The organism is Cyclobacterium jeungdonense (assembly GCF_010994275.1).
Lineage (GTDB): Bacteria > Bacteroidota > Bacteroidia > Cytophagales > Cyclobacteriaceae > Cyclobacterium > Cyclobacterium jeungdonense.
On record NZ_WMCD01000006.1, the window covers coordinates 107,116 to 128,229 of the forward strand.

Genomic DNA, 21,114 nt, shown 5'->3' on the forward strand with positions numbered 1-21,114 from the left:
AACCAGGGAAAACGGCAATTCCCAGGAAGGAGATCGGGTTCCCAAGCTTTGTTTCTGCGTGAAATTTGGTATTTTTGGCGCTATGGGAGAGAAAAAATGCCCTCATTGCGGAAAATGGTCTGATTGGAACCAAAATTTATTAGATCGCTGTAACCATTGCGGAAAACCATTAGGAGGCGCCGACCTGGAGTATCAGGAAAAAAGAGCAGCGCAAAAAAAAGCCAATGAGGAACAATGGATTTTCTATATTAAGAAGACGGATAGTACGTTCGTAAAAAATATGAAAAAGGTGGGTAATTTCTTTTATACCATCTACATTGCCATCATCACGTTTCTTGCCTGGTTAATTGCCGCTTTGCCCGGATAATGCCAGTTTACAAAAATCCCTACTTTCTGCTGCCAGTCTTGTTATTTTGGGTAAACCAGTACCTGGAGCGCATTGAAAGAGTCTACCTCCCTTTTATTCACGGTTATTGGGATGACCTGCTGGCCATGCCGGTAATTCTGGGTTTGACGCTCCAGTTTTACCAATGGATTCACCCTCTTAAAGCGCAATTGGTTTTCACCATTGTCCAGGTTTTAGCCGGTTGGCTGTATGTAAGCCTGATTTTTGAATACTTGCTGCCCCGCTGGTCGGACAGATACATTGCTGATCTCTGGGATGTTTGCTGTTATTTGGTTGGATCGGTGTATTTTTACTTTTTGATCAACAGAAAGGAAAACTAACTTTAAACATGGCCGCTACACTTAAAGCGCTTCACTCCCAATACAAGGCAGAATTATCAGGCACCTACCCTGCTGAGGAGGCTGAGAGTCTGGTTTACTGGCTGATGGAAGCCTACCTCGGCGTAAAAAAAAGGGACCTGCTTTCTCAAAAAGTGGTAGAAAGTATTCCTTCCGCCATGGAACAGGCCCTGGAGAAGCTGAAGTCTGGGCTACCCATCCAATACATCCTGGGAAAGGCCCCTTTTTACGGCAGGGAATTCCTGGTCAGCCCCGAAGTACTGATCCCTCGGCAGGAAACAGAAGAGTTGGTTCACCTGATCCTGAAGAATCATTCTGGTAAAAAACAAGTTTTGGACTTGGGTACTGGTTCCGGATGCATTGCCATAAGCCTGGCATTGGAGTGGAACGAAGCGTCGGTAACTGCACTGGATATCAGTGGCGAAGCACTTGCAATTGCTCAGAAAAACGCCTCAGATCTGGGCGCAACAGTGGATTTTGTAAAAGCAGATATGCTTTCCGATTCCTTGCCCGTAGGGGAGGTCGACATTTTGGTTAGCAATCCTCCCTATGTGACAGAGCAGGAGAAAACCTTCATGCGGCCCAATGTCCTGGAGCACGAACCTCATTTGGCACTGTTTGTTCCCGACACTGATCCGTTGTTGTATTACAAGTCCCTTGTCAGGCATGCTGGCAGCCATTTGGTGAAAGGAGGATTTTTATATGTAGAGGTCAACGAAAAATTCGGGCCTGAGGTAGCAAGTCTTATGGAAGCAAACGACTTGAAGGAGGTACGGGTGTACCGGGACCTTCAGGGCAAAGACCGGATTGTTTGGGGAAGAGGATCATGAGAATTCCAGACATGTACCTAACCAGAACATTTTGTTGCTGGAAAAGCGCTGCATCCCTTCATTTAGCTCCAGCGTTGTGAGGTATCGGATAGGGAAAATTTGGGTGTTTCCCGGTGACTGATGTTCTACAAATTGCCCTTCCTCGCCAAGAACCTGAATGGAGCTGGAGGGCAGCCATTTTTTAATACTTCCTTGCTTTGCGGCGAAGTACCGATATCCGCAATGAAAAAAAACAATGTCCAGGTCTTTCAAATAGGGTTCGAGCAGGGAATGATCCAGGGGATCATAAGGGAGAATATTTACAGCGTTGTGTCCGGATTGGATTAGGTAATGGAGGGATGCGGAGAGGAATTGCTCGGTAGGGACCGTTATAAAATTCACCGGAAACTGTTCCTCGGCTAGTTGTGGATTATCCTGTTGAAATTTTTGAGTAGCCAGGATGACATCCACCTTGATGCCCAATGAAAGTACATCCAGTACATTTTCTTCTGTAACCAGAATGGTCGGGACCCACTCCAAAAGGGACTGTAGCTCCTGAAAATCCCAACCTGTTCGGCCTATTATTAAAAGGGCGGGTTCCTGTTTTTCTTTAACGAAGTGATGGGAAGACATGGGTGATGCAAATCAATGTTTTCATAAATGGTTATTGGCCTGCTGGACGATGCGTTGGCCGGGTCAAATCTAATTAAAATAAGGCTATTCCTCTCAGAGAACTTTTTTTGTCCATTTTCTTTAAATTATACAGGGTGTTTCCAATTAGATTTGCATGGTCCAATGAACTGGTAAATTGGATTTTTTTTATACTTTTGGAATTATTACCCCGGAAGGCCTGTCTGAAGGTCAGGATATGAGCTCCATTTACCCTTGAAAGGCCTGATGGCGTTTTGGGTAGAATCGTGGCAGATACGGTTTTTGGGGTTTGTTGTTATACTAAATCAATCAGCCATGCCTATTTCCCAACCGATAAACTTTGCCAAATGGATAGAAGAAAACCGTCATCTGCTAAAGCCGCCCGTGGGCAATCAGCAGATGTACCTCCACAACGATGATTTTATCATAATGGTCGTCGGTGGGCCAAATGCCAGAAAAGATTACCATTATAACGAAGGGGAAGAGTTTTTTTATCAGGTGGAAGGAGATATTACCCTGAAGGTAGTGGACGATGGCGTAATGAGAGATATTCCAATTCGGGAAGGGGAGGTGTTTTTATTACCACCACGAATCCCCCACAGCCCCCGCAGGCCGGCCGATACCGTGGGCTTAGTGATCGAAAGGTACCGAAATCCAGGTGAAAAAGACGGGTTTCTTTGGTTTTGTGAAAACTGCGGACACAAACTTTATGAGGAATTTGAGCCCATTACCGATATCGTCAATCAATTGCCGCCAATCATGGAGCGGTTTTGGGCTAATCCAACCCATGTTACTTGTGATAAATGCGGTACCGTAATGCAGAAGTAGCCTTTAACTGGTAAATTTCCCTTCCTTCGCCCTTCTTCATGATTACCTATCGCTAAACCAATGCGGCACCCAAACTTTGAATTGACCTTGGAATTTGCCAGAGAAATGGACGAAAAGGATCCATTAAAAGGCTTCCGAAATCAGTTTTTTCTACCAAAGAAAAAAGGCAAAGAGGCTTTGTATTTTTGCGGCAATTCACTCGGCCTGCAACCCCGAACTGTTACCACCTATATTAATAAGGATCTGAAAAAATGGGCGAATCAGGGGGTGGAGGGGCATTTTGAAGGAGAGGTGCCCTGGGTGGATGCCCGCAAGCCATCCAAAAGTCATCTCGCTGCCTTGTTGGGAGCCAAAACAGAGGAAGTGGTGGCCATGAACAGTTTGACGGTCAACCTGCACTTGTTGCTCGTTTCCTTCTACAGACCTAATGGGAAAAAGTACAAAATCCTGACAGAATCCGGCGCCTTTCCTTCTGATCAGTACGTTTTAGAGTCCCAGTTGAAGTACCATGGCTATGACCCGGAAGAGGCGCTTTTAGAAGTTTCCCCCCGCCCTGGAGAGCACATACTCAGAACGGAGGATATTCTTCAGAAGATATGCCATTATAAGGATGATTTGGCATTGGTCATGATGTCTGGAGTGCAATATTATACCGGTCAATGTTTTGACATGAAGGCCATTAGCCGGGAAGCGGGACTTCATGGCATAAAAGTAGGATTGGATCTGGCACATGCCATTGGAAACGTACCCTTGTCTCTTCACGACTGGGGGGTTGATTTTGCCACCTGGTGTAGTTATAAATACCTGAATGCCGGCCCTGGCAATGTATCCGGGGTTTTTGTTCATCAGAAACATGGCAACGATCCTGAAATTCCCCGGTTTGCAGGATGGTGGGGTTATCTGGAAGAGAGCCGATTTGAGATGAAAAAAGGATTTCTGCCTATGCAAGGGGCTGACGGTTGGCTACTAAGCAATGATCCGGTTTTAGGCTTAGGAGCATTACAGGCTTCATTGGATATCTTTTCTGCGGCGGGTTTAGAAAATATATGGACCAAGTCCGAACTATTGACCGGCTATCTGGAGTTTGTAATCCGTGAAACAATAGGTAGCCGGGATGTGTTACAAATAATAACTCCTTCAAAACCAAAGGATAGGGGTTGCCAATTGTCTGTTCTAATTCCCGAAGGTGGGAAAGAAATTGTCGAAAAATGGACGGAGAATGGTGTAGTGGTAGATTGGAGAAAACCAAATGTAGTTCGTCTGGCTCCCGTACCTCTCTATAATACCTTTCAGGAGGTGTTTGCTTTCAGCAAAATCCTGCAAGCATCTTTGACCTGAAAAGCTATAAGTCCGAGAACCTATTAAAATTATGAAAGAAAAAATTGACCTATTGGGGGCGGGATTGATCGGTTCCCTCTTGGCAATCTACCTTAAAAAACGAGGATTGGATGTGTCCATATATGAAAAAAGAAAAGACTGGCGACAGGTAAATGCCACCGGCGAGGGGCGTTCCATTAATATGGCCCTCAGTTACAGGGGTTGGAAAGCCCTGGAAAAGGCCGGAATAAAAGATAAAGTGCTTCCCCACATCCAGCCCATGCATGGCAGAAGAATTCATGATGAGCATGGTAATACGTACTTTCAGCCTTATGGTAAAGAAAATCAAGCCATCTACTCGATCAGCAGAAATTCTTTTAACAAAATATTGCTAGATGAAGCGGAAGCGCTGGGAGCCAACCTTCATTTTGAGCATAAAGTGGAGCGTGTTAATGTAGGTGATCGCGAAGTGACCTTTAGTTTGGCGGATGGGGCTACCAAAAGTATCCAAACGGAAGTATTGATTGGTTCGGATGGTGCCTATTCCTCCCTCAGAAATGCCTTTCAAAGCCAGCTTCGGTTCAACTTTAATCAACAATACATCTCTCATGGATACAAAGAACTGAGCATACCGCCTACTCCGGAAGGAGAATTCGCGATGGACCCCAACGCTTTGCATATCTGGCCAAGAGGCAAATTCATGTTGATTGCACTGCCTAACCAGGATAAATCGTTTACCTGTACCTTATTTTTGCCCTTCGAAGGCTATAAAGTCAGTTTTGAAAACATTCATGATGATCAGGATATCCTTCAGATTTTCAAAACGCATTTCAACGACGCCCAAGCTTTGATGCCCACCCTGATACGCGATTTCAATAGCAATCCCACTTCGGCATTGATCAATACGGAGTGTTATCCCTGGACGGAAAATAATACCTTGTTGATTGGAGATGCAGCGCATGCCATGGTACCTTTTTACGGACAGGGTATGAACTGTGGATTTGAAGATTGCTTTATTCTGGATGGGTTGTTGGAAAAGTACGGTACCTTCTCCTGGGATTTGGTGTTTCAAAAGTTTCAGAAAGGGCGAAAACCAGATACAGATGCCATTTGCCAATTGGCAATGGATAATTTTGTTGAAATGAGTGATAATGTGGCCGATCCAAAATTTCTTATTCGTAAGAAAATTGAAGCCCGACTTTACGAACTTTATCCGAAAGAGTGGGTGCCTTTGTACAGCATGGTAACCTTTTCAGATATGAAGTATTCGGAAGCCTATACCATCGGAAAAATTCAGGAAAAGGTAATGGATCAGGTCATGAGTGATCCGCTGATCACCCAGAACTGGGACCGGTTGGATTATGAAGACATCCTTCATAAGGTAGAAGTTGCCGGAGCGGTCTGACTGTAGTTTTATGTTAAAAAAAGAGGAACCATATAAGTGATGTAAGAGCATTAAAGGGTTTACGGATATTTTCCCTTATTTCTTATAGATCCAATCCAAAACGCTGATTAAATCCCCTGATTCCTTGCAGCCCACCGGTGTGTAGCGCGAGTATCTTGCTTCCTTTTGGAAAATAATTCTTTCGTATCAGTTCAAAAAGCCCGAAAAATAGTTTTCCCGTGTAAACAGGATCCAGAGGCAGGTTGGCCTGGATCTGCATTTGTTTGATAAAATCTATGAGTTCCGGCGTGAATTTGGCATAGCCCCCAAAGTGAAAATCGGTTTGGATTTCTACCGGTATGGTGAGACTGATGTGGTGTGAATCCAGCAGGTGTCGTACTTCCTTTCGTATAAAATCACCTTTTAAAGCAGAGAATCCCAGCACTCGTTGATGTGGAAGAGCGCTTCCAGCTATTCCAGCCAGTGTGCCCCCGGTACCTACCGGAAGCGCTATGACCTGCATGGAGGCATCCTCATCCGATAAAATCTCCGAGGCACCCTGAATAGCAAAAGCATTGGTGCCTCCCTCTGGAATCAGGTAAAAATCTCCAAATACGCTTCGGAGCTTGCCCAACACCTGATCACTTTGTTTATCTCGGTATTCGGAGCGGGAAAGCGGGTAAAGGTGCATGCCCTGCTGCCTGGCATCTGCCAAAGTGGGATTTAGAGGCTCAGAAATTTCTCCCCGGATAATGCCTATGGCCCGGATGCCTGCTTTTTCACTGGCCATTGCGGTGGCATGAATATGGTTGGAAAAGGTCCCTCCAAACGTCAGGAGTTGGGAATGGCCCCTCTTTTTTGCCTCCATGATATTGTATCGAAGCTTGTAATACTTATTACCCTGCATGCCCGGATGCATCAGATCCAGCCGTTTTACTACTACATGCACTTTCTTTTCGTATAGAAGAGGTAGGTCAAGTGTTTGGTAAATGGGGGATTTGTCGCTTTCCAAGAAAATTTATTTAGGGATTTTAGATTAAAATTCTGATTGTTTTTCATCATATCCTAATTTTGTGTCATGACTATATCCAATGAAGGAGAATTACCAGAGGAGGAATCCTATTTTGAACCGTATGAATTACAGGTAGATCCGGGGCAGAGGCCCCTTCGTATAGACAAATTCATTACGGACAAAGTTGCCAATGCTTCCCGTAATAAAGTGCAACAGAGCATCGCTGCCGGCATTGTAAAAGTTAACGGCCAGCCTGTAAAGGCCAATTACAAGACGAAAGCGGGAGACCAGGTCTATTTTGTCATGGAACGCAGCCGTAAGGATACCGACGTGGTTCCGGAACCCATCCCGCTAGATATTCGCTACGAGGACGAGTACCTGTTGGTTGTGAACAAGCCAGCTGGAATGGTCGTGCATCCGGCCCATGGAAACTGGACCGGTACACTGGTAAATGGTTTGGCTTATTATTTTAAGCAGCTTCCGGAATTACCTGGAAATTCCGGCAGGCCCGGATTGGTTCATCGCATTGACAAAGATACCTCAGGACTGTTGGTAGTGGCCAAATCCGAACAGGCCATGGCGAACCTGGCCGGACAATTTTTTGATCACAGCATACAACGAACCTACCTGGCGCTGGTATGGGGAGAACCGGGCGAGGAGGAAGGAACAATAGACGTTCCCATAGGCAGGGGAATGAAAGATCGCAAAGTAATGCAGGCCTATCCCGATGGGTCAGCGGGCAAAGCGGCGATTACCCACTGGAAATTGCTTCAGCGATTCCGCTACGTGAGTTTAATCAGCTGTTCGTTGGAAACCGGTCGCACCCATCAGATACGGGTTCATATGAAATACATTGGCCATCCGTTGTTCAATGACGCCGTGTATGGAGGGGATAAAATCAGAAGGGGTACGCAATATGCCAAATATACCTCTTTTGTTAAGAATTGTTTCAAGCTGATTCCACGGCAGGCCCTTCACGCACAGTCATTGGGGTTTATTCACCCCATTACCGGCCAAAATCTGTTTTTTGAATCTGAAATCCCGGATGACATGGCCGCTGTAATTGAAAAGTGGGAAAATTATGTGCAGATTGATCAATAATTGTTATTGATTTGTTAACCGATAGATTTAAATTAGGGCTGTCATTAACAATAGTCCTTATAATTTGGTGTTTTATTGAATAATATTAAAAAAGAAATAATTTATTATGAAAATATTTCTTTAAAAGTAAGCTTTCATTACATTTGAAACATCAAAATATCAACGGGTAGTAGTACTGCCAATCGTTTTAAATTATGTTTTGGTATCAACATGTAGGATGTTGAAATTGGCAGACAAGCCCTCCTGTCTCGGGGGTGGAGAATCCGGATTTATCCGGTGTACTGGATAAAGCACACATCGAGCTCAATGTGTTGCCTAACAGCTCCGTGGAGGTTCGAATCCTTCTCCTACAGCAAGTATTAAAAATCCGGCTGGTATACCCGAGTGTACAACGCCGGATTTTTTTTGTTGGTATCCTGCGTTAATTGCTTCTTTTGTTTCTGATTTTTGAATAATATCCACTTTATTTTGTATTCTTGATCTGGCAATGGGGGAAGAAAGTTTACATACGAAACAGCAAAAGAACCGGAAGAAACGCTGGCTTAAAGTAGTTGGAATCCTGGTTTTCCTTACCGTATTTCTGCAAGCAGGCTTGTATTATGGTGGGGATTTGTTATTTAGGGAATTCATAAAGCGCCAGGTGGAAAGCATATCCGCAGGAAAATATGTCGTTGATTTTGATAAAATCTATTTCTCGCTGCTACAACGGGGCCTATTTGTAAGGGGTTTCTCCCTGAACCCTACGGATCCGGCGATTTTTGATGAACAGAAAATTCCTTATTACCGGATTGATATAGACCAGTTAGACCTATTGGGGCTTGACTATTCCCGAAGCTCCGGCCAATTATCAGTTGGTACGCTTCGGTTAACCTCCCCACGGGTTCAGTCCCGACAAAGTGCGAGTCGGGAAGATACGACCAATGCCAGTCCCTTACAGCTGCTGGAAAATGAAATCCAAAAATCCCTGGGTGAGAGTGTGCGGGAGATTTTGGTGGAAGATTTTTACATTGAACAGGCTAATTTATTGATCGAAAACTTCATTAGCCAAAAATCAATCTCTGCTTCCAACACCAACTTATACGTTAAGAATATTCATGTAGGGGGAACGCATCCAGATGATCTACCCTTTGGATTGGAAGGATTCCGGCTGGATTTTGATGATTTTGATATCGTTTTGTCGGATAGTATTCATCGGGTTACATCAGAAAAAGTACTGGTGTCTTCGTTGGAAAAACAAATCAGTGCTCAGACCCTACAAGTGGTGCCAGACCTGGAAAGAGCAGCCGATGTGTATTATGAAATCGCCCTCGAACAACTGGTATTGGAAGATGCGGATATCATGGAAATGTTTCGCACGGCAGAAGTAAAGGTCGGATCCCTTAATCTGGAAGGACCTGATTTTGTTTTGTATACGGACAGAGCAACCCTGGAAAATGAACGAAGGACTACGGACCTCTACGAATTGATCCGGGATGTACTTACGTCCATTTCCATTCAAGACCTTACCATAAACCAGGGGCATTTTCTCCAAAGGGGGGTCAGTCAGCCCAATCAAAACCGGATTGAAGCAGAAGACATCCGGTTTTCCATGGAGGAAGTATACATTGGTCAGGATGAGGCCTTGAAGGAAAACAGCTTTTTTTATGCCAAAGACGCGACCTTGGAAATAGACCGGGCAAGGATTGCCCTGGCTGATGAGATTCATTGGGTCACTGGCCGTCAAATCTATTTGTCTTCCTATGATGACCGGGTGACTATCAACGAAGTGGAAATAAACCCCCTGGTGAATGAAGACAGCCTGTCAGATATTTCTTTGTTTGAGATTAAAGTTCCCCAACTAGAATTTGCCAATGCCAATCTCAGAAAAGTGTACAATGAGAAAATTATCGACATCGGGGAATTGATGATTCGTTCGCCGGATGTGGTGATCAAAGATATCCTGGGCAATTCTGAACGGTCTGAGGGAAGTACGCAACTGGCTTCACTGCGGCAATTAACACAGGGGTTTTTAAACGGTGTTTATATTCAGCGGCTGGAAATGGTAGAAGGCAGCCTGGTTCTGGACAATCACTTGAGGCTGCGGCAGGACAGCCTTTCCTTTGGTAAAATTGATTTTGTTCTCGAAAACTTTCAGTTGGACGCGCAACAACTGACGGATTCTTCTTCGCGAATTTTTCTGGCCGAGAATCTCCAACTCGAAATTGAAGATTATGCCCTGAAACTTTCCGATAACCTGCACTTGTTTTCCGCTGATAAAATTCTAATAGATACTAAAAAGGAGGAATTGATGATCAACGGGTTCCGGCTGCAGCCCCATTCGCCGGAAGAAGTACTTCAATTGTTGGAAAGGTACGGTAGAACAACCGTACTGGACATTACCATACCGGAATTTCTAGCCACAGGAGTGGATATCAATCAGGCCTATTTTCAGGAAAAGTTATTCATTAACCACATTGATATTCCAAGTCCCATTATCCAATGGACCAAATACATTCCGTCAGGAGAAGAGGAGCAGGATCAACTGGAGCGGGGGGATATTTTAAACCTGATCACCAATTACTTTGAAGTGGTGAGCATTGATTCGCTGAGTATCAGCGAAGGGTCTTTTGTGTATGATAACTTTGCAAATGAGCGCTTTCGTTCTTTTGCAGAAAATGATATTGAGGTGAATATCCGAAATTTTTATCTGGATGAGAACGTCGATCCTGCCGAAAACCAAACGCTTTTTGCAGAGGAAGTGGATGTAAACCTGAAAAATTATTTATTTAATATTGCCAACGGAAAATACAGCATTGTTGCCGAACGAATTACCTTCAACTCTGCTACGGAAGAAATCAACACCTTCAACGTAAGGCTGAACCCAAACCGGTACCTGGATTCCAAAGTGAGCATAGCTGCTACGATTCCCGAACTTAGCTTTCGCGGTGTGGATTTAGAGGCCTTTTTGTTTGACAATACCCTGTCTCTTTCTGAGTTAAAACTCACCGATGCAGGAGTTAAGCTTTCTATAAACCGGGATTATGGGGAGGCGGATAGCGAGGAGGAACCTGAAGAGGAAAAGCTGGCAGGCCGTAAACTTCCCAAAAGGATAGATGTCATTCGGATTGATTCCATTCTTACATCCAATGCTTCATTTAATGTGGCTTACTATCAGGAGGGAAAAGATCTGGATTTGATTAAAACCGGCATTAATTTGTCAATAGCTTCCTTTTTATTGGATTCAGCGCGTCTTTCAGAGGGAGATATTGCCAGTTTTTTCTCCAACGTAAGTTTGGAGGTGGATGATTTTTCTCTGGCCTTAAAAGACAGTATCCACACGTTGACTTTTTCCAAAATTGGATTTGATTCCAGAGAGGAAGAGATTTTGGTAGAAAACCTTCGGGTAGAGCCTGGTCAAATTGTAGGGATTAAGGGCGTACCGGTGGTGAGGGCGAATGTTCCTCGGGTTACCATCAATACCCGATCCTTGCAGAGCTTCCAGCGCACTGGCCGGCTGGATGTATCTCTTCTTCAATTCAGTGATCCGGATGTAAGTATTTACCTGGATGAAGAGGAAACCCTGACCCTACTGCAACCGGAAAGGGAGAAAGAAGTAGTACAAAAAATCCTGGAAAGTCTGTTGATCAGAGATTTTAACCTTGCCGGGGGAAAACTCGCCCTGATTAATAAAGCAGATACTACCAAAGTGACTGCTTTTGAAAATTTGAGTTTGATTCTTAGTGATTTGAATTTTGATTTTACTCAGAATCAACCCATCACTTCCGAATTCTTTTTTAGTAATGACTTTCAATTTGAACTGAAGGATTACCAACTTGACCTGCCGGACAGTCTGAACCGGCTGCTGATCGGCCAGGTATTGATTTCTTCAAATCAACTTGTTCTCAACGATATCTCGTTTTTCCCGAAATCAGGACGGTACGCGTATACCCGGCAGGTAGGAAAGCAAACCGATGTAGCGGAGTTATATATTCCGCAGGTAGTGGTAGATGGTTTGGACGCAGGTGTATTTATTGCGGAAGAAAAATTAGTGGCCCGGTCCATGACAGTCTATTCCCCTCATGTAGAAATATTCCGTGACAAACGAATTCCTGAGGATACTACCGTGGTGAAGCCAATGCCGCAACAAGTAATGGATGCCATGAGCATGGTAATGGTTTTGGATACCTTGGTTGTAAAGGATGGGCGTCTTCGCTACAGGGAATTTCCGGAGGAAGGAATGGTTCCCGGTGAAATCAATTTTAGCAGGATGGAGGGTCTCATGTATCCTTTTAGTTTGGGGAAAAAGGATGGGACGCGCGAGGAGGCGATTGTTAAAGCTTCATTTCTGATTAATAATGCCGCTGATATAGATGTAAGCCTCTCCATGAAGTTTGAGCCTCCCTACCCCATCGCAGTAGAGGCCAGTGTAGGTTCATTTGAACTGGCGGTGATTAACTCCATTTTGGAATCCAATGCCTTTGTCACAGTCGAAAGGGGCAAGATTCGAGAAGGAGAATGGAAATTTACGGCCGATCAAGAGCATGCTATTGGGGAAATGACGCTGAAGTACAATGACTTGAAAGTCCGTCTATTGGATGAACGGACCCTTAAAAGGGCCGGAGGCAGAAAGGGCATTCTTACCTTTGTGATCAATGCCCTGGCGCTGCGGAAAAATAATCCGAGGCCCTTATTTAACCGACTAGTATCCTCGCCCATATACATTGAGCGTACGCCTTATAAGTTTGTTTTTAATTACCTGTGGAAGGCTACTTTTTCCGGATTGATGGGTAGTTCGGGTCTAATTCAGCCCCGAATTCCTGCGAAAGAGGAAGAAGAGGAAGACCTGGAAAACGAGGAATGAGCGTTTCCCTGATTTAAAAGGTAGGCCGCGTCAATAATTTATTATAGATTTGTGACCTTAAAAAGATCCTATTGCCCATGCAAAGCCAGAAAATAGACCAGATCAAAGCTGAAATTGCAGCCGCCAATGCCGAAACTCCTGAGGAGCTGGAAGCCTACCGGATGCGGTTTATCAGCAAGAAAAGTGTGGTAGGTGCGCTATTTGCTGACATGAAATCGATACCCAATGAGCAAAAAAAGGAATATGGGCAACAAGTAAATGAGGTTAAGCAACTGGCAGAAGAGAAATTCAAGCAATTGATCGAAGAGGTCAATACGAGCGGTCAACAAAGGACTGGCCCCGGGCCGGATCTCAGCCTTCCACCAACAACCTGGCCTGTGGGAGGAATCCACCCCTTGACCGCTACCCGGCAGCGTATCGTCGAAATATTTGAGCGAATCGGGTTTAACCTGTCCGAAGGCCCTGAGATAGAGGATGACTGGCATAATTTTACGGCCCTAAACTTCCCGGAAAACCATCCTGCCCGGGAAATGCAGGATACCTTTTTCATTGAAAAGGATCCGGACATTGCCTTGCGGACCCATACCTCTTCCGTACAGGTACGCGTTATGGAAAATGAAAAGCCTCCCATCCGCACCCTGTCACCCGGTAGGGTGTTTCGAAACGAGGCCATTTCGGCAAGGGCACATTGTATTTTTCATCAGGTAGAAGGCCTTTACGTAGATGAAAATGTGAGTTTTGCTAACCTGAAGCAGACCTTGTATCATTTTGCCAAGGAAATGTTTGGCAAGCAGACGCAGGTAAGGTTCCGTCCATCGTTTTTTCCATTTACCGAACCCAGTGCAGAAATAGACATCTCCTGCCAGCTTTGCGGTGGAAAAGGCTGTAATATCTGTAAAGGTACCGGCTGGGTGGAGATCGGAGGTTCGGGAATGGTGGACCCCAATGTGTTGGAAAATTGTGGGATCAATTCTGAAAAATACACCGGATTTGCCTTTGGTATGGGCATCGAGCGTATTGCCATGCTCAAATACCAGATCAATGACCTGAGGTTATTTACTGAAAATGATATCCGTTTTTTGCAACAGTTCAGGGGACTGCTTTAAACAAGTTTGGCGTTCCTAATTGGAGGTGTTCTTCACGGAAAATAGGGAATCTCCGTAATCAATATCGTACAATAAGTCTTGACATAACGACCATGCAATCACTATTTTTGCCTCTCAAGAGAAAATTTCAAAGCAAATGGAAGGCCCTGCGTTTTCAACTGAGTGCTTCGAATAATCCGGCATTTATAGGGTTTTACAAGTATCTTTATAATCCAGGGAAAAATAGCCTGGGTGAGTTTCTAAGCGTTTATTCGCTTTCAAAAAAAGCAGACTTTACTGTTATTCAAATAGGGGCAAACGATGGCATTACCCATGATCCCATTCACAAATTCATCAAAAGAGATCATTGGAATGGGGTTTTGCTCGAACCCCAGCCCGATGTATTTAATCGCTTTCTGAAGAAAATTTATGCCAAAAATAAAGGGATAACACCCGTTTGCGCTGCTATTGGGGAAAAGGACGGTTCCCAAGACATTTATAAAATAGGTTTTTCCGACATGCGTTGGGCAACCGGTTTGACATCTTTTTCCAGGGAGAAAATTGAAAAGGCCTTTGAAGAGGGAATTGTTGCTGCCAATTGTGCGAAATTTGGTTTAAAGATTCCGGAAGATAAAGATCAATGGATCAGTAAAGAGGAGGTTGAGGTTATTGCTCCCCAAACCCTAATGAAGCGGTACGACATTCGTAAAATCGATCTTTTGCAAATAGATGCCGAGGGATATGATTTGGAAGTGATCCGGATTTTTGACTTACCGCGAACAAATCCGGAGGCGATTATTTTCGAAAACGTAGGATTGAATGATCCGGATTACGTGGCATGCCTGGCGCTTTTGCAGGAAAATGGATACGGTACCAGGAAATTCGGGCCAAATACACTGGCCTTAAAAAAGACAGCAAAGGTTTATAATACGTTTTTTTAATGAGCAAGAAAGGCATGGTTTCCGTCGTTATTCCCTGCTATAATCAGGGAAAGTACCTCATAGAAACCGTGCAATCCGTTTTGGCATCTAGCTACCGCCCCCTCGAAATGCTCATTGTTAATGACGGTTCCACCGATAATTCCCTGGAAATAGCCCTGGGTCTGGAAAAAGAGCACCCCGAAGTAAGGGTCATAAACCAGGCAAATGCAGGAGTCGCCAAAGCCCGAAATACCGGAATACAGGCCGCGGAGGGTGAGATCCTGCTACCACTGGATGGGGATGATAAAATTGCTGCTGATTACATTGAGCGGGGCGTAGCCGTGCTGAATCAGCAGCCAATGGTGAAAGTAGTGTATTGCAAAGCCGTAAAATTTTCCGAAGCCGGGCAAAGGCCCTGGAAATTAAAACCTTTTAGCCTTCGGGCACTGGCCAGGGACAATATGATTTTTGTGGCTGCCTTGTTCCGGAAAGCAGATGCCCTGGCGGTAGGTGGCTTTTCGGAAGACATGCACATGGGGCGGGAAGATTGGGAATTCTGGATCAAAATGCTCAAAAATGGAGGGCAGGTAGTACAACTTCCTTTTGTGGGTTTCTACTATCGCCTAAGTCCCGGAAGCAAACGAAAAAAAACTGGAACCAATCAAAAAAAGCGGGAGCGAATCGCCTATCTCAATAAGAAGCATGCGGCATTTTTTCAGCAGGAGCTCAACGGCCCACTACGGATTCAGCGCTCCTGGTCCAGGAGGTACAATACCTTGCTGAAATGGATCGGGAGGGGTTGATACAACTGTCCCCCAAAACACAAAAACCCCAAATACAGCTTGTATAAGGGGTTTTTTGTAGCCTCGACAGGGCTAATTACCTTTTAATTTCTTAATGCTTGATTTAATCTAATAATACTGATTTACAGTAGTTTAAGTGGTTTTAAAGTTAAGTTTGATTAAGTTCAGTAAAAATAGATTAAAGAAAACTGTCCCCCAAACTGTCCCCCAATTTTTATTTTTGGTATATTTAACTATCCAATCAAAAGACAGTGCCCATGGCAAAGTTTAATTTCTACCTAAGGGATAAATCCAGGGAGGGCGAGACTCCCGTTATTCTTTTTATCAGTTACAATGGCTGGCGCCTAAAATATGCCACTGGAAAGATCATTCATCCAAAATTTTGGAATGAGAATGATCAGCTGACAAGACAGGTAAAAGAGTTTCCTACTGCTAAAATTTTTAATAACAGGCTAAAATACATCAAAGGGGAGGCTGAAAAGATCTTGGGCGAACTTGAAAATACGCTGGGTCATCCCCCATCAATGAAGGAGCTGAAAGAAAACCTGGATCGCGTTTTGAAACTTGTTCCAGAAGAGGACCCGGAAAGCCCGGATTATAAACCATCCTTTTTGAATTTGTTTGACAGGTTTATCAAAGAAGCAGAATCCGGAGCGAGATTAACTGCCTCGGGAAAAAAATACGATCTCCGTACCATTCAGAAATACAAGACGACCTACAAGAAACTGCAAAGCTTTGGGCGAAAATATAATTTATCCTTTGAATCGATCGATCACAATTTCTATTCAAAATTTGTTCAGGAAATGAATAAGAAGGGGTACAGAATCAATTCGGTGGGAAAGCACATCATGGTGATCAAAACCTTTATGAGTTATGCGACGGAAAACGGGTACAACACCAACCTGTTTTTCAAATCCAAAAAATTCAAAGCATACAATGTGACTGGCTTTTCTGTGTATTTGAATGAATCCGAGTTACAAGCCATTTACGAAAAGGATCTTTCCAAAACGCCTCACCTGGACCGTGTACGGGATCTGTTCCTAGTAGGAGCATGGACGGGTTTGCGATTTTCTGATTTTACCAGTATCAAGCCAGGGAACATTAAGAAAGGGTTTTTACATATCAAGACTGCGAAAACAGGCGAAAATGTAGTCATTCCCATTCACCATACTATTAAGGCCATCATGGCCAAACATCAAGGCAAATACCCAAACAATTTACCACCGGCCATCTCCAATCAAAAGATGAACAAATACCTCAAGGATATTGCCCAGGAAATTGATTGCTTACAAACAGATGTAGAGGCAGAGTATATTCAAGGGGGAATGAAAGTGACGGAAACCAAAAAGAAATGGGAATTGGTAACCACCCATACTGCCAGGCGTTCCTTTGCAACGAATGTGTACAAAAGTGGCTTCCCTGCTATCAGCTTAATGAAAATTACCGGGCACCGGACCGAAACGGCCTTTTTGAAGTACATCAAAGTAACTCCTGAAGATGTAGCTAGCAAATTGATGGAACACTGGAACGAAAATACCTTAAAAGTCGGATAATATGGAAAGGTACACTTTTGATGATTGGGTAAACGGAACAAACGAGCCAAGCGACCCTTTTTGGTTTGCGGAAATTACAAATGGTATTATGCATTTCAATAAATCAAGAAATGAAATTGTCGAGGCACGAAGAAAAACTTTTTATTTTTTAGTTCAGTTAAATTTCGATTGGCATTGGCCGCTAATTGAGAAATCGTTTCCGAAGGAAATAGATGTTGAAGAAAGGATATTTCTGGCAAATCAAGAACTATCAAGGCAACTTGAAATAGTAGAGGGTTTCGGATTAGAGAAGATTATACGGGGACCAACCGATAATGAAATTGATTTTATTGATGGAGAAATTTACAGGATGGTAGAAAACGCAATTCAGTATAATAAAAATGATACTAAAGAAGAGATTATTTTTAATGGGCAGAATTGTGTTTTCGGTCAAGAAGTAATTACAGCAGATAGCGATATTTTAAAAGCCCATGTTGCTTATAAAATTTCAAAAAGTTTGAAAGAGTGGATTCATGAGCATTCCCTTCCCGAAGATATCCAGCACAAATTAGACATAGTGGGACATAAAATCGCCCTACTTTATGAATTAGGAATCATCGACTTAATTGACGCTCGATTCAAGGAAGACGGTGCAGAAACAGATACTAATAAAGCAAAACTAATTGGGACAATTTTGGATTGTCCCAATCCAAAAATGGTTGAAACTATTCGAAAAACCCTAAGTTATTTAGGATTACGAAGTAATAAAAACCCGATAAATAGCAGATCAAAAAAAACAGTAGAGGCAATCCTTAAAGATCTTGGATTGACAGCCAAAAAACTATAATATTTATCATTTTTAATTTTTTGCGTATTCCCCGATTTTTCCCCGATTGGACGGTTTGTTCCTTTGAATCGTACTTAACATTCAAAGAAAATGGAAAAGCCAATTATTGTTTTCCCTATAACAATTGACAAATTCAGGGGGATAATCAGATCAGAGGTGATGGCAGCTATTGAAAGCCTCTCTGATAAAGAAAAGGTAAAAAGCGAAACCTTATTAACCCGCAAAGAAACCGCTGACAAGTTGAAAATATCGCTTGTTACCCTAAATGAATGGACGAAGCGGGGAATCATTCAATCCTACCTAATCGGGGGCCGCGTCTTGTATAAGGAAAGCGAAATAGATGCCTCCCTTCACAAAACCCAAACCGTTAAGTTTTAATCCGATGGCAGCAAAAAAAGAATGGGCACCAATCGGATTAGATCCCATTGATGCCGACACCGCTTATAGTATCCAATCAAAAGCAGTAATCAAATATACCCATTTTGTAAAAGAGATCCTATCAAAAACACACTACGGCCTGAATATCTATGCCCATGTGTTGTGCCAATACTACCCGGGAGAAACAGTCCTTTCCCTTTCGGGAAGGGACTGCAAACACGCAAAGAACCCTTTCAATGCGGACGAGCCTACATTGGTTGTAAAAATTGTTGACGGCTGCGCCACCCACTCCGATTCAGAAGAAGCCATTGCACAAGGCAATGTCTTTGATTTTGCAGCACTACATTTCAGCCTGGAAGGGCAAGCCCTTCTCGACAAGCTGAATGAAGAACTGCATTTGCGCATCGGGAAGCAACAAGGTTTTTACGGTCAGTCAGAATCGCAACCTGCAGTTGCTCTTCCTGGAATAGTTAAACCGGCTGCGCCAGTTTTCAGCTATTTTAATAAGCCTGTCACCAATGTAATACCAAGTCGGCAAGCCTCTTTGGTTGAGGTGTACCACCATATCAAAGGCAATCAATTTGCTTCGTGTACAAGTACACTTCGCAACATTCCCGACCCGCAGGGAGCCAGAAAGTACAAGGCTCAAAATTTCGATTATGTGACCTTTTCAGGCACATTCTCACAGAGAAATGATGCAAACCTTCAAAGACATTCAGGTTTGCTCACAATCGATTTTGACCATATTAAGGACATTCCAACACTCAAGGCAGCACTACTCAACGACCATTACTTTGAAACGGAGCTACTGTTTGTATCTCCTTCAGGTGACGGCCTCAAATGGGTAATTCCAATCGACTTGACACAGGCAAAACACCAGGACTATTTCAGGGCAGTGGCAAACTACGTTTCCCACACCTATCAACTCGAAATAGACCAATCTGGGAAAGATATCTCAAGAGCATGTTTCCTTCCGCATGATTCCGAATTATTCATCAATCCTAAATACTTGTAGGACATGGAAAGAAAAACATTCAATCCGCAGGATTGGCTTAATCAGCCAACCCCGCGACCGAAAGTTACAGAGCAACAAACTTTCAATACAGATTTTCAAATAGACGAAGTAGGACGGATTATTCAGAGTATTGAAGCCAACAAAACAGATATTACCTCCACGTATAGCGATTGGGTAAATATCGGCTTCGCCTTCTCGGACGAGTTTGGAGAAAATGGCCGCACACTATTTCATCGGGTTAGCCAGTTCTATCCCAACTATTCCACACCAGAGTGCGACAAGCAGTTTGACAATTGTTTGAAGTCCAAAGGTCATGGTGTTTCACTAAAGACTTTTTTCTATTTTGCGAAAAACGCAGGAATTGAAATTGCTCCTCTACGGACAGAAAAACAGGACCGGCGAACTTTCAAAAGTGAAAAGCTGAATGGTAGTCAATCGGAATACCACCAGCCCGAAAAACAGGAGCCGGAAAAAATTCCAACCTTTCCAGATTCCTTGTTTCCTGAACTTCCTGAATTTCTGCAAAAGGTGGTGGCAGTTGCCACATCCAATGAGGAAAGGGATATTCTACTTCTCGGTTCCCTCGGAGCTATCAGCGCATGTTTGTCCAAAGTATCGGGCATTTATGACGGCAAACGGGTATTCCCCAATCTATTCCTATTCATTACTGCCCAGGCATCCGCAGGGAAAGGTCGTTTGGTGCATTGCCGTCAGCTAGTCAACACGATTCATAAAGAATTGAGGGAACAGGCCAAACTACACAAGCAACGCTATGAATTGGAAATAGCAGAATACAACTCGAAAAAAGGCAAGGATGAAGGTATAGAGAAACCAGCCAAACCGCCTGAAAAGATGCTGTTCATTCCTGCAAACAACAGTTCGACAGGTGCTTACCAACTTTTAGGGGATAGTGATGGTAGAGGGTTGATTTTCGAGACTGAAGGAGATACCTTAGCACATGCCTTCAAGAGCGACTACGGAAATTACAGTGATGGCTTTAGAAAAGCCTTTCACCATGAAACCATTTCCTACTATCGCAGAACCGATCGTGAGTTTGTGGACATAGAAAGCCCTTGCCTTTCTACCGTCCTTTCAGGAACCCCAATGCAAGTTTCGGCATTGATACCCAATGTTGAAAACGGTCTATTCAGCCGTTTCATCTTCTATTTCATGAACGTTCGCCCAGTATGGAAAAATGTCTTTGCAAGCCAAATGGATAACGGACTGGACGATTACTTTGAAGCTCTGGGCAATGAGTTCTATGAACTGTATAAAGTCATCATGCAGGATGAACCCCGGCAGTTTTGCCTTACAGCAGACCAGCAGGAACAGTTCAATCAGTTCTTCGGGCAGATACAGGAAAAGTACATGAGCCTTCAGGGATTGGAATACCTGGCTACTATCAGAAGATTAGGATTGATAGCCTACCGAATCTCCATGATTTTTTCCGCTTTGCGTATCATGGAAACAGGTGATACTTCCAAGAAACTGATTTGTGAGGAAAGAGATTTTCGAGCTTCACTTTCAATTGTCAAAGTGTTAGTGAAGCATTCCAGCAAAGTGTTTGGAGAACTTCCACAGGAAGAAACAAAGCCAACTCGGTTGAATAGGAAAGAGAAGTTCCTGTGTGCCTTGCCACGCACCTTTAACAGACAGGAGTATCTCGAAGCAGCAGAAGCTCAGGGAATTCCGGCAAAGACAGCCGAAGGCTACATCTCCAAATTTGTAAAATCAAGACTTATTCACCGAGAAGCACATGACCAATACATAAATACCTCACTTGAGGAAATTCAGGATTCTTTGGAAGTTAAGGACTAATTGTCCGTAGCTTCCTCGATTTCCTTAAAA

General features: G+C 43.6%; 18 protein-coding genes. 16 read left to right on the forward strand and 2 right to left on the reverse strand.

The genetic code is table 11. The features are described 5' to 3' along the window. The first annotated feature begins 58 nt into the window (after nt 1-58). The 3 genes from GKS34_RS13530 to prmC are packed head-to-tail and all read left to right on the forward strand — an operon-like array spanning nt 59 to nt 1,574. Entirely contained in the window at nt 59-367 is a 309-nt protein-coding gene (locus GKS34_RS13530) for a hypothetical protein (protein ID WP_240459300.1), read from the forward strand. Beyond that, nucleotides 367-726 carry a magnesium citrate secondary transporter gene (locus GKS34_RS13535; RefSeq protein ID WP_163385376.1) on the forward strand — a complete coding sequence of 120 codons (360 nt, stop codon included), beginning with the start codon at nt 367-369 and terminating at the stop codon, nt 724-726. Before GKS34_RS13530 ends, GKS34_RS13535 begins: the two co-directional genes overlap by 1 nt. Before the next feature lie 8 nt (nt 727-734). Continuing rightward, nucleotides 735-1,574 (forward strand): peptide chain release factor N(5)-glutamine methyltransferase, encoded by an 840-nt coding sequence (gene prmC, locus GKS34_RS13540; protein ID WP_163385377.1) that lies wholly within the window; start codon nt 735-737, stop codon nt 1,572-1,574. Here the strand turns inward: prmC and GKS34_RS13545 are convergent. After that, nucleotides 1,569-2,186 carry a thiamine pyrophosphokinase gene (locus GKS34_RS13545; RefSeq protein WP_163385378.1) on the reverse strand — a complete coding sequence of 206 codons (618 nt, stop codon included), beginning with the start codon at nt 2,184-2,186 and terminating at the stop codon, nt 1,569-1,571. The two genes, prmC and GKS34_RS13545, sit on opposite strands and share 6 nt — an antisense overlap. Nucleotides 2,187-2,519: 333 nt before the next feature. On the opposite strand from GKS34_RS13545, the gene GKS34_RS13550 reads away from it, so the two are divergent. The 3 genes from GKS34_RS13550 to GKS34_RS13560 are packed head-to-tail and all read left to right on the forward strand — an operon-like array spanning nt 2,520 to nt 5,754. Further along, the gene (locus GKS34_RS13550) at nt 2,520-3,032 is read left to right on the forward strand and encodes a 3-hydroxyanthranilate 3,4-dioxygenase (protein WP_163385379.1); all 513 of its coding nucleotides are present in this window, start codon (nt 2,520-2,522) and stop codon (nt 3,030-3,032) included. 60 nt (nt 3,033-3,092) lie between these two features. Continuing rightward, entirely contained in the window at nt 3,093-4,370 is a 1,278-nt protein-coding gene (kynU, locus tag GKS34_RS13555; RefSeq protein ID WP_163385380.1) for a kynureninase, read from the forward strand. A gap of 31 nt (nt 4,371-4,401) precedes the next feature. Then, nucleotides 4,402-5,754 (forward strand): FAD-dependent oxidoreductase, encoded by a 1,353-nt coding sequence (locus tag GKS34_RS13560; protein ID WP_163385381.1) that lies wholly within the window; start codon nt 4,402-4,404, stop codon nt 5,752-5,754. A gap of 82 nt (nt 5,755-5,836) precedes the next feature. Here the strand turns inward: GKS34_RS13560 and GKS34_RS13565 are convergent, their stop codons facing one another. Beyond that, nucleotides 5,837-6,745, reverse strand: coding sequence for a 1-aminocyclopropane-1-carboxylate deaminase/D-cysteine desulfhydrase (locus GKS34_RS13565; protein WP_163385382.1), 909 nt, complete (start codon nt 6,743-6,745; stop codon nt 5,837-5,839). 66 nt (nt 6,746-6,811) lie between these two features. Here GKS34_RS13565 and GKS34_RS13570 point away from each other — a divergent pair, with 66 nt between their 5' ends. From GKS34_RS13570 to GKS34_RS13615, 10 genes are all read left to right on the forward strand, one after another. Beyond that, nucleotides 6,812-7,846, forward strand: coding sequence for an RluA family pseudouridine synthase (locus GKS34_RS13570; protein ID WP_163385383.1), 1,035 nt, complete (start codon nt 6,812-6,814; stop codon nt 7,844-7,846). A 487-nt stretch (nt 7,847-8,333) separates the two neighbouring features. Further along, a complete protein-coding gene (locus tag GKS34_RS13575; RefSeq protein WP_163385384.1) occupies nt 8,334-12,686 on the forward strand; it encodes an AsmA family protein in 4,353 nt (1,450 codons plus the stop codon). Between the two features lie 77 nt (nt 12,687-12,763). Continuing rightward, the gene (gene pheS / locus GKS34_RS13580) at nt 12,764-13,792 is read left to right on the forward strand and encodes a phenylalanine--tRNA ligase subunit alpha (RefSeq protein WP_163385385.1); all 1,029 of its coding nucleotides are present in this window, start codon (nt 12,764-12,766) and stop codon (nt 13,790-13,792) included. 92 nt (nt 13,793-13,884) lie between these two features. Further along, nucleotides 13,885-14,712, forward strand: coding sequence for an FkbM family methyltransferase (locus GKS34_RS13585; protein ID WP_163385386.1), 828 nt, complete (start codon nt 13,885-13,887; stop codon nt 14,710-14,712). After that, nucleotides 14,712-15,494: a glycosyltransferase family 2 protein gene (locus tag GKS34_RS13590; protein WP_163385387.1), complete on the forward strand. Its 783-nt coding sequence runs from the start codon at nt 14,712-14,714 to the stop codon at nt 15,492-15,494. The genes GKS34_RS13585 and GKS34_RS13590 overlap by 1 nt, the downstream gene beginning before the upstream one ends. A 257-nt stretch (nt 15,495-15,751) precedes the next feature. Continuing rightward, nucleotides 15,752-17,047: a site-specific integrase gene (locus GKS34_RS13595; protein ID WP_163385388.1), complete on the forward strand. Its 1,296-nt coding sequence runs from the start codon at nt 15,752-15,754 to the stop codon at nt 17,045-17,047. 1 nt (nt 17,048) lies between these two features. Beyond that, nucleotides 17,049-17,873: a hypothetical protein gene (locus tag GKS34_RS13600; RefSeq protein WP_163385389.1), complete on the forward strand. Its 825-nt coding sequence runs from the start codon at nt 17,049-17,051 to the stop codon at nt 17,871-17,873. 90 nt (nt 17,874-17,963) lie between these two features. Beyond that, nucleotides 17,964-18,251, forward strand: a complete 288-nt coding sequence (locus tag GKS34_RS13605; RefSeq protein ID WP_163385390.1) for a helix-turn-helix domain-containing protein — start codon at nt 17,964-17,966, stop codon at nt 18,249-18,251. A gap of 4 nt (nt 18,252-18,255) precedes the next feature. Then, nucleotides 18,256-19,266 carry a BT4734/BF3469 family protein gene (locus tag GKS34_RS23280; protein ID WP_205602072.1) on the forward strand — a complete coding sequence of 337 codons (1,011 nt, stop codon included), beginning with the start codon at nt 18,256-18,258 and terminating at the stop codon, nt 19,264-19,266. Nucleotides 19,267-19,269: 3 nt separating this feature from the next. Then, nucleotides 19,270-21,084, forward strand: coding sequence for a DUF3987 domain-containing protein (locus tag GKS34_RS13615; protein ID WP_163385391.1), 1,815 nt, complete (start codon nt 19,270-19,272; stop codon nt 21,082-21,084). The last annotated feature ends 30 nt before the right edge of the window (nt 21,085-21,114 follow it).

Coding starts and splice junctions, on each gene's coding strand:
- GKS34_RS13535 (WP_163385376.1), top strand. CDS start 367: ATGCCAGTTTACAAAAATCCCTACTTTCTGCTGCCAGTCTTGTTATTT.
- prmC (WP_163385377.1), top strand. CDS start 735: ATGGCCGCTACACTTAAAGCGCTTCACTCCCAATACAAGGCAGAATTA.
- GKS34_RS13545 (WP_163385378.1), bottom strand. CDS start 2,186: ATGTCTTCCCATCACTTCGTTAAAGAAAAACAGGAACCCGCCCTTTTA.
- GKS34_RS13550 (WP_163385379.1), top strand. CDS start 2,520: ATGCCTATTTCCCAACCGATAAACTTTGCCAAATGGATAGAAGAAAAC.
- kynU (WP_163385380.1), top strand. CDS start 3,093: ATGCGGCACCCAAACTTTGAATTGACCTTGGAATTTGCCAGAGAAATG.
- GKS34_RS13560 (WP_163385381.1), top strand. CDS start 4,402: ATGAAAGAAAAAATTGACCTATTGGGGGCGGGATTGATCGGTTCCCTC.
- GKS34_RS13570 (WP_163385383.1), top strand. CDS start 6,812: ATGACTATATCCAATGAAGGAGAATTACCAGAGGAGGAATCCTATTTT.
- GKS34_RS13575 (WP_163385384.1), top strand. CDS start 8,334: ATGGGGGAAGAAAGTTTACATACGAAACAGCAAAAGAACCGGAAGAAA.
- pheS (WP_163385385.1), top strand. CDS start 12,764: ATGCAAAGCCAGAAAATAGACCAGATCAAAGCTGAAATTGCAGCCGCC.
- GKS34_RS13585 (WP_163385386.1), top strand. CDS start 13,885: ATGCAATCACTATTTTTGCCTCTCAAGAGAAAATTTCAAAGCAAATGG.
- GKS34_RS13590 (WP_163385387.1), top strand. CDS start 14,712: ATGAGCAAGAAAGGCATGGTTTCCGTCGTTATTCCCTGCTATAATCAG.
- GKS34_RS13595 (WP_163385388.1), top strand. CDS start 15,752: ATGGCAAAGTTTAATTTCTACCTAAGGGATAAATCCAGGGAGGGCGAG.
- GKS34_RS13600 (WP_163385389.1), top strand. CDS start 17,049: ATGGAAAGGTACACTTTTGATGATTGGGTAAACGGAACAAACGAGCCA.
- GKS34_RS13605 (WP_163385390.1), top strand. CDS start 17,964: ATGGAAAAGCCAATTATTGTTTTCCCTATAACAATTGACAAATTCAGG.
- GKS34_RS23280 (WP_205602072.1), top strand. CDS start 18,256: ATGGCAGCAAAAAAAGAATGGGCACCAATCGGATTAGATCCCATTGAT.
- GKS34_RS13615 (WP_163385391.1), top strand. CDS start 19,270: ATGGAAAGAAAAACATTCAATCCGCAGGATTGGCTTAATCAGCCAACC.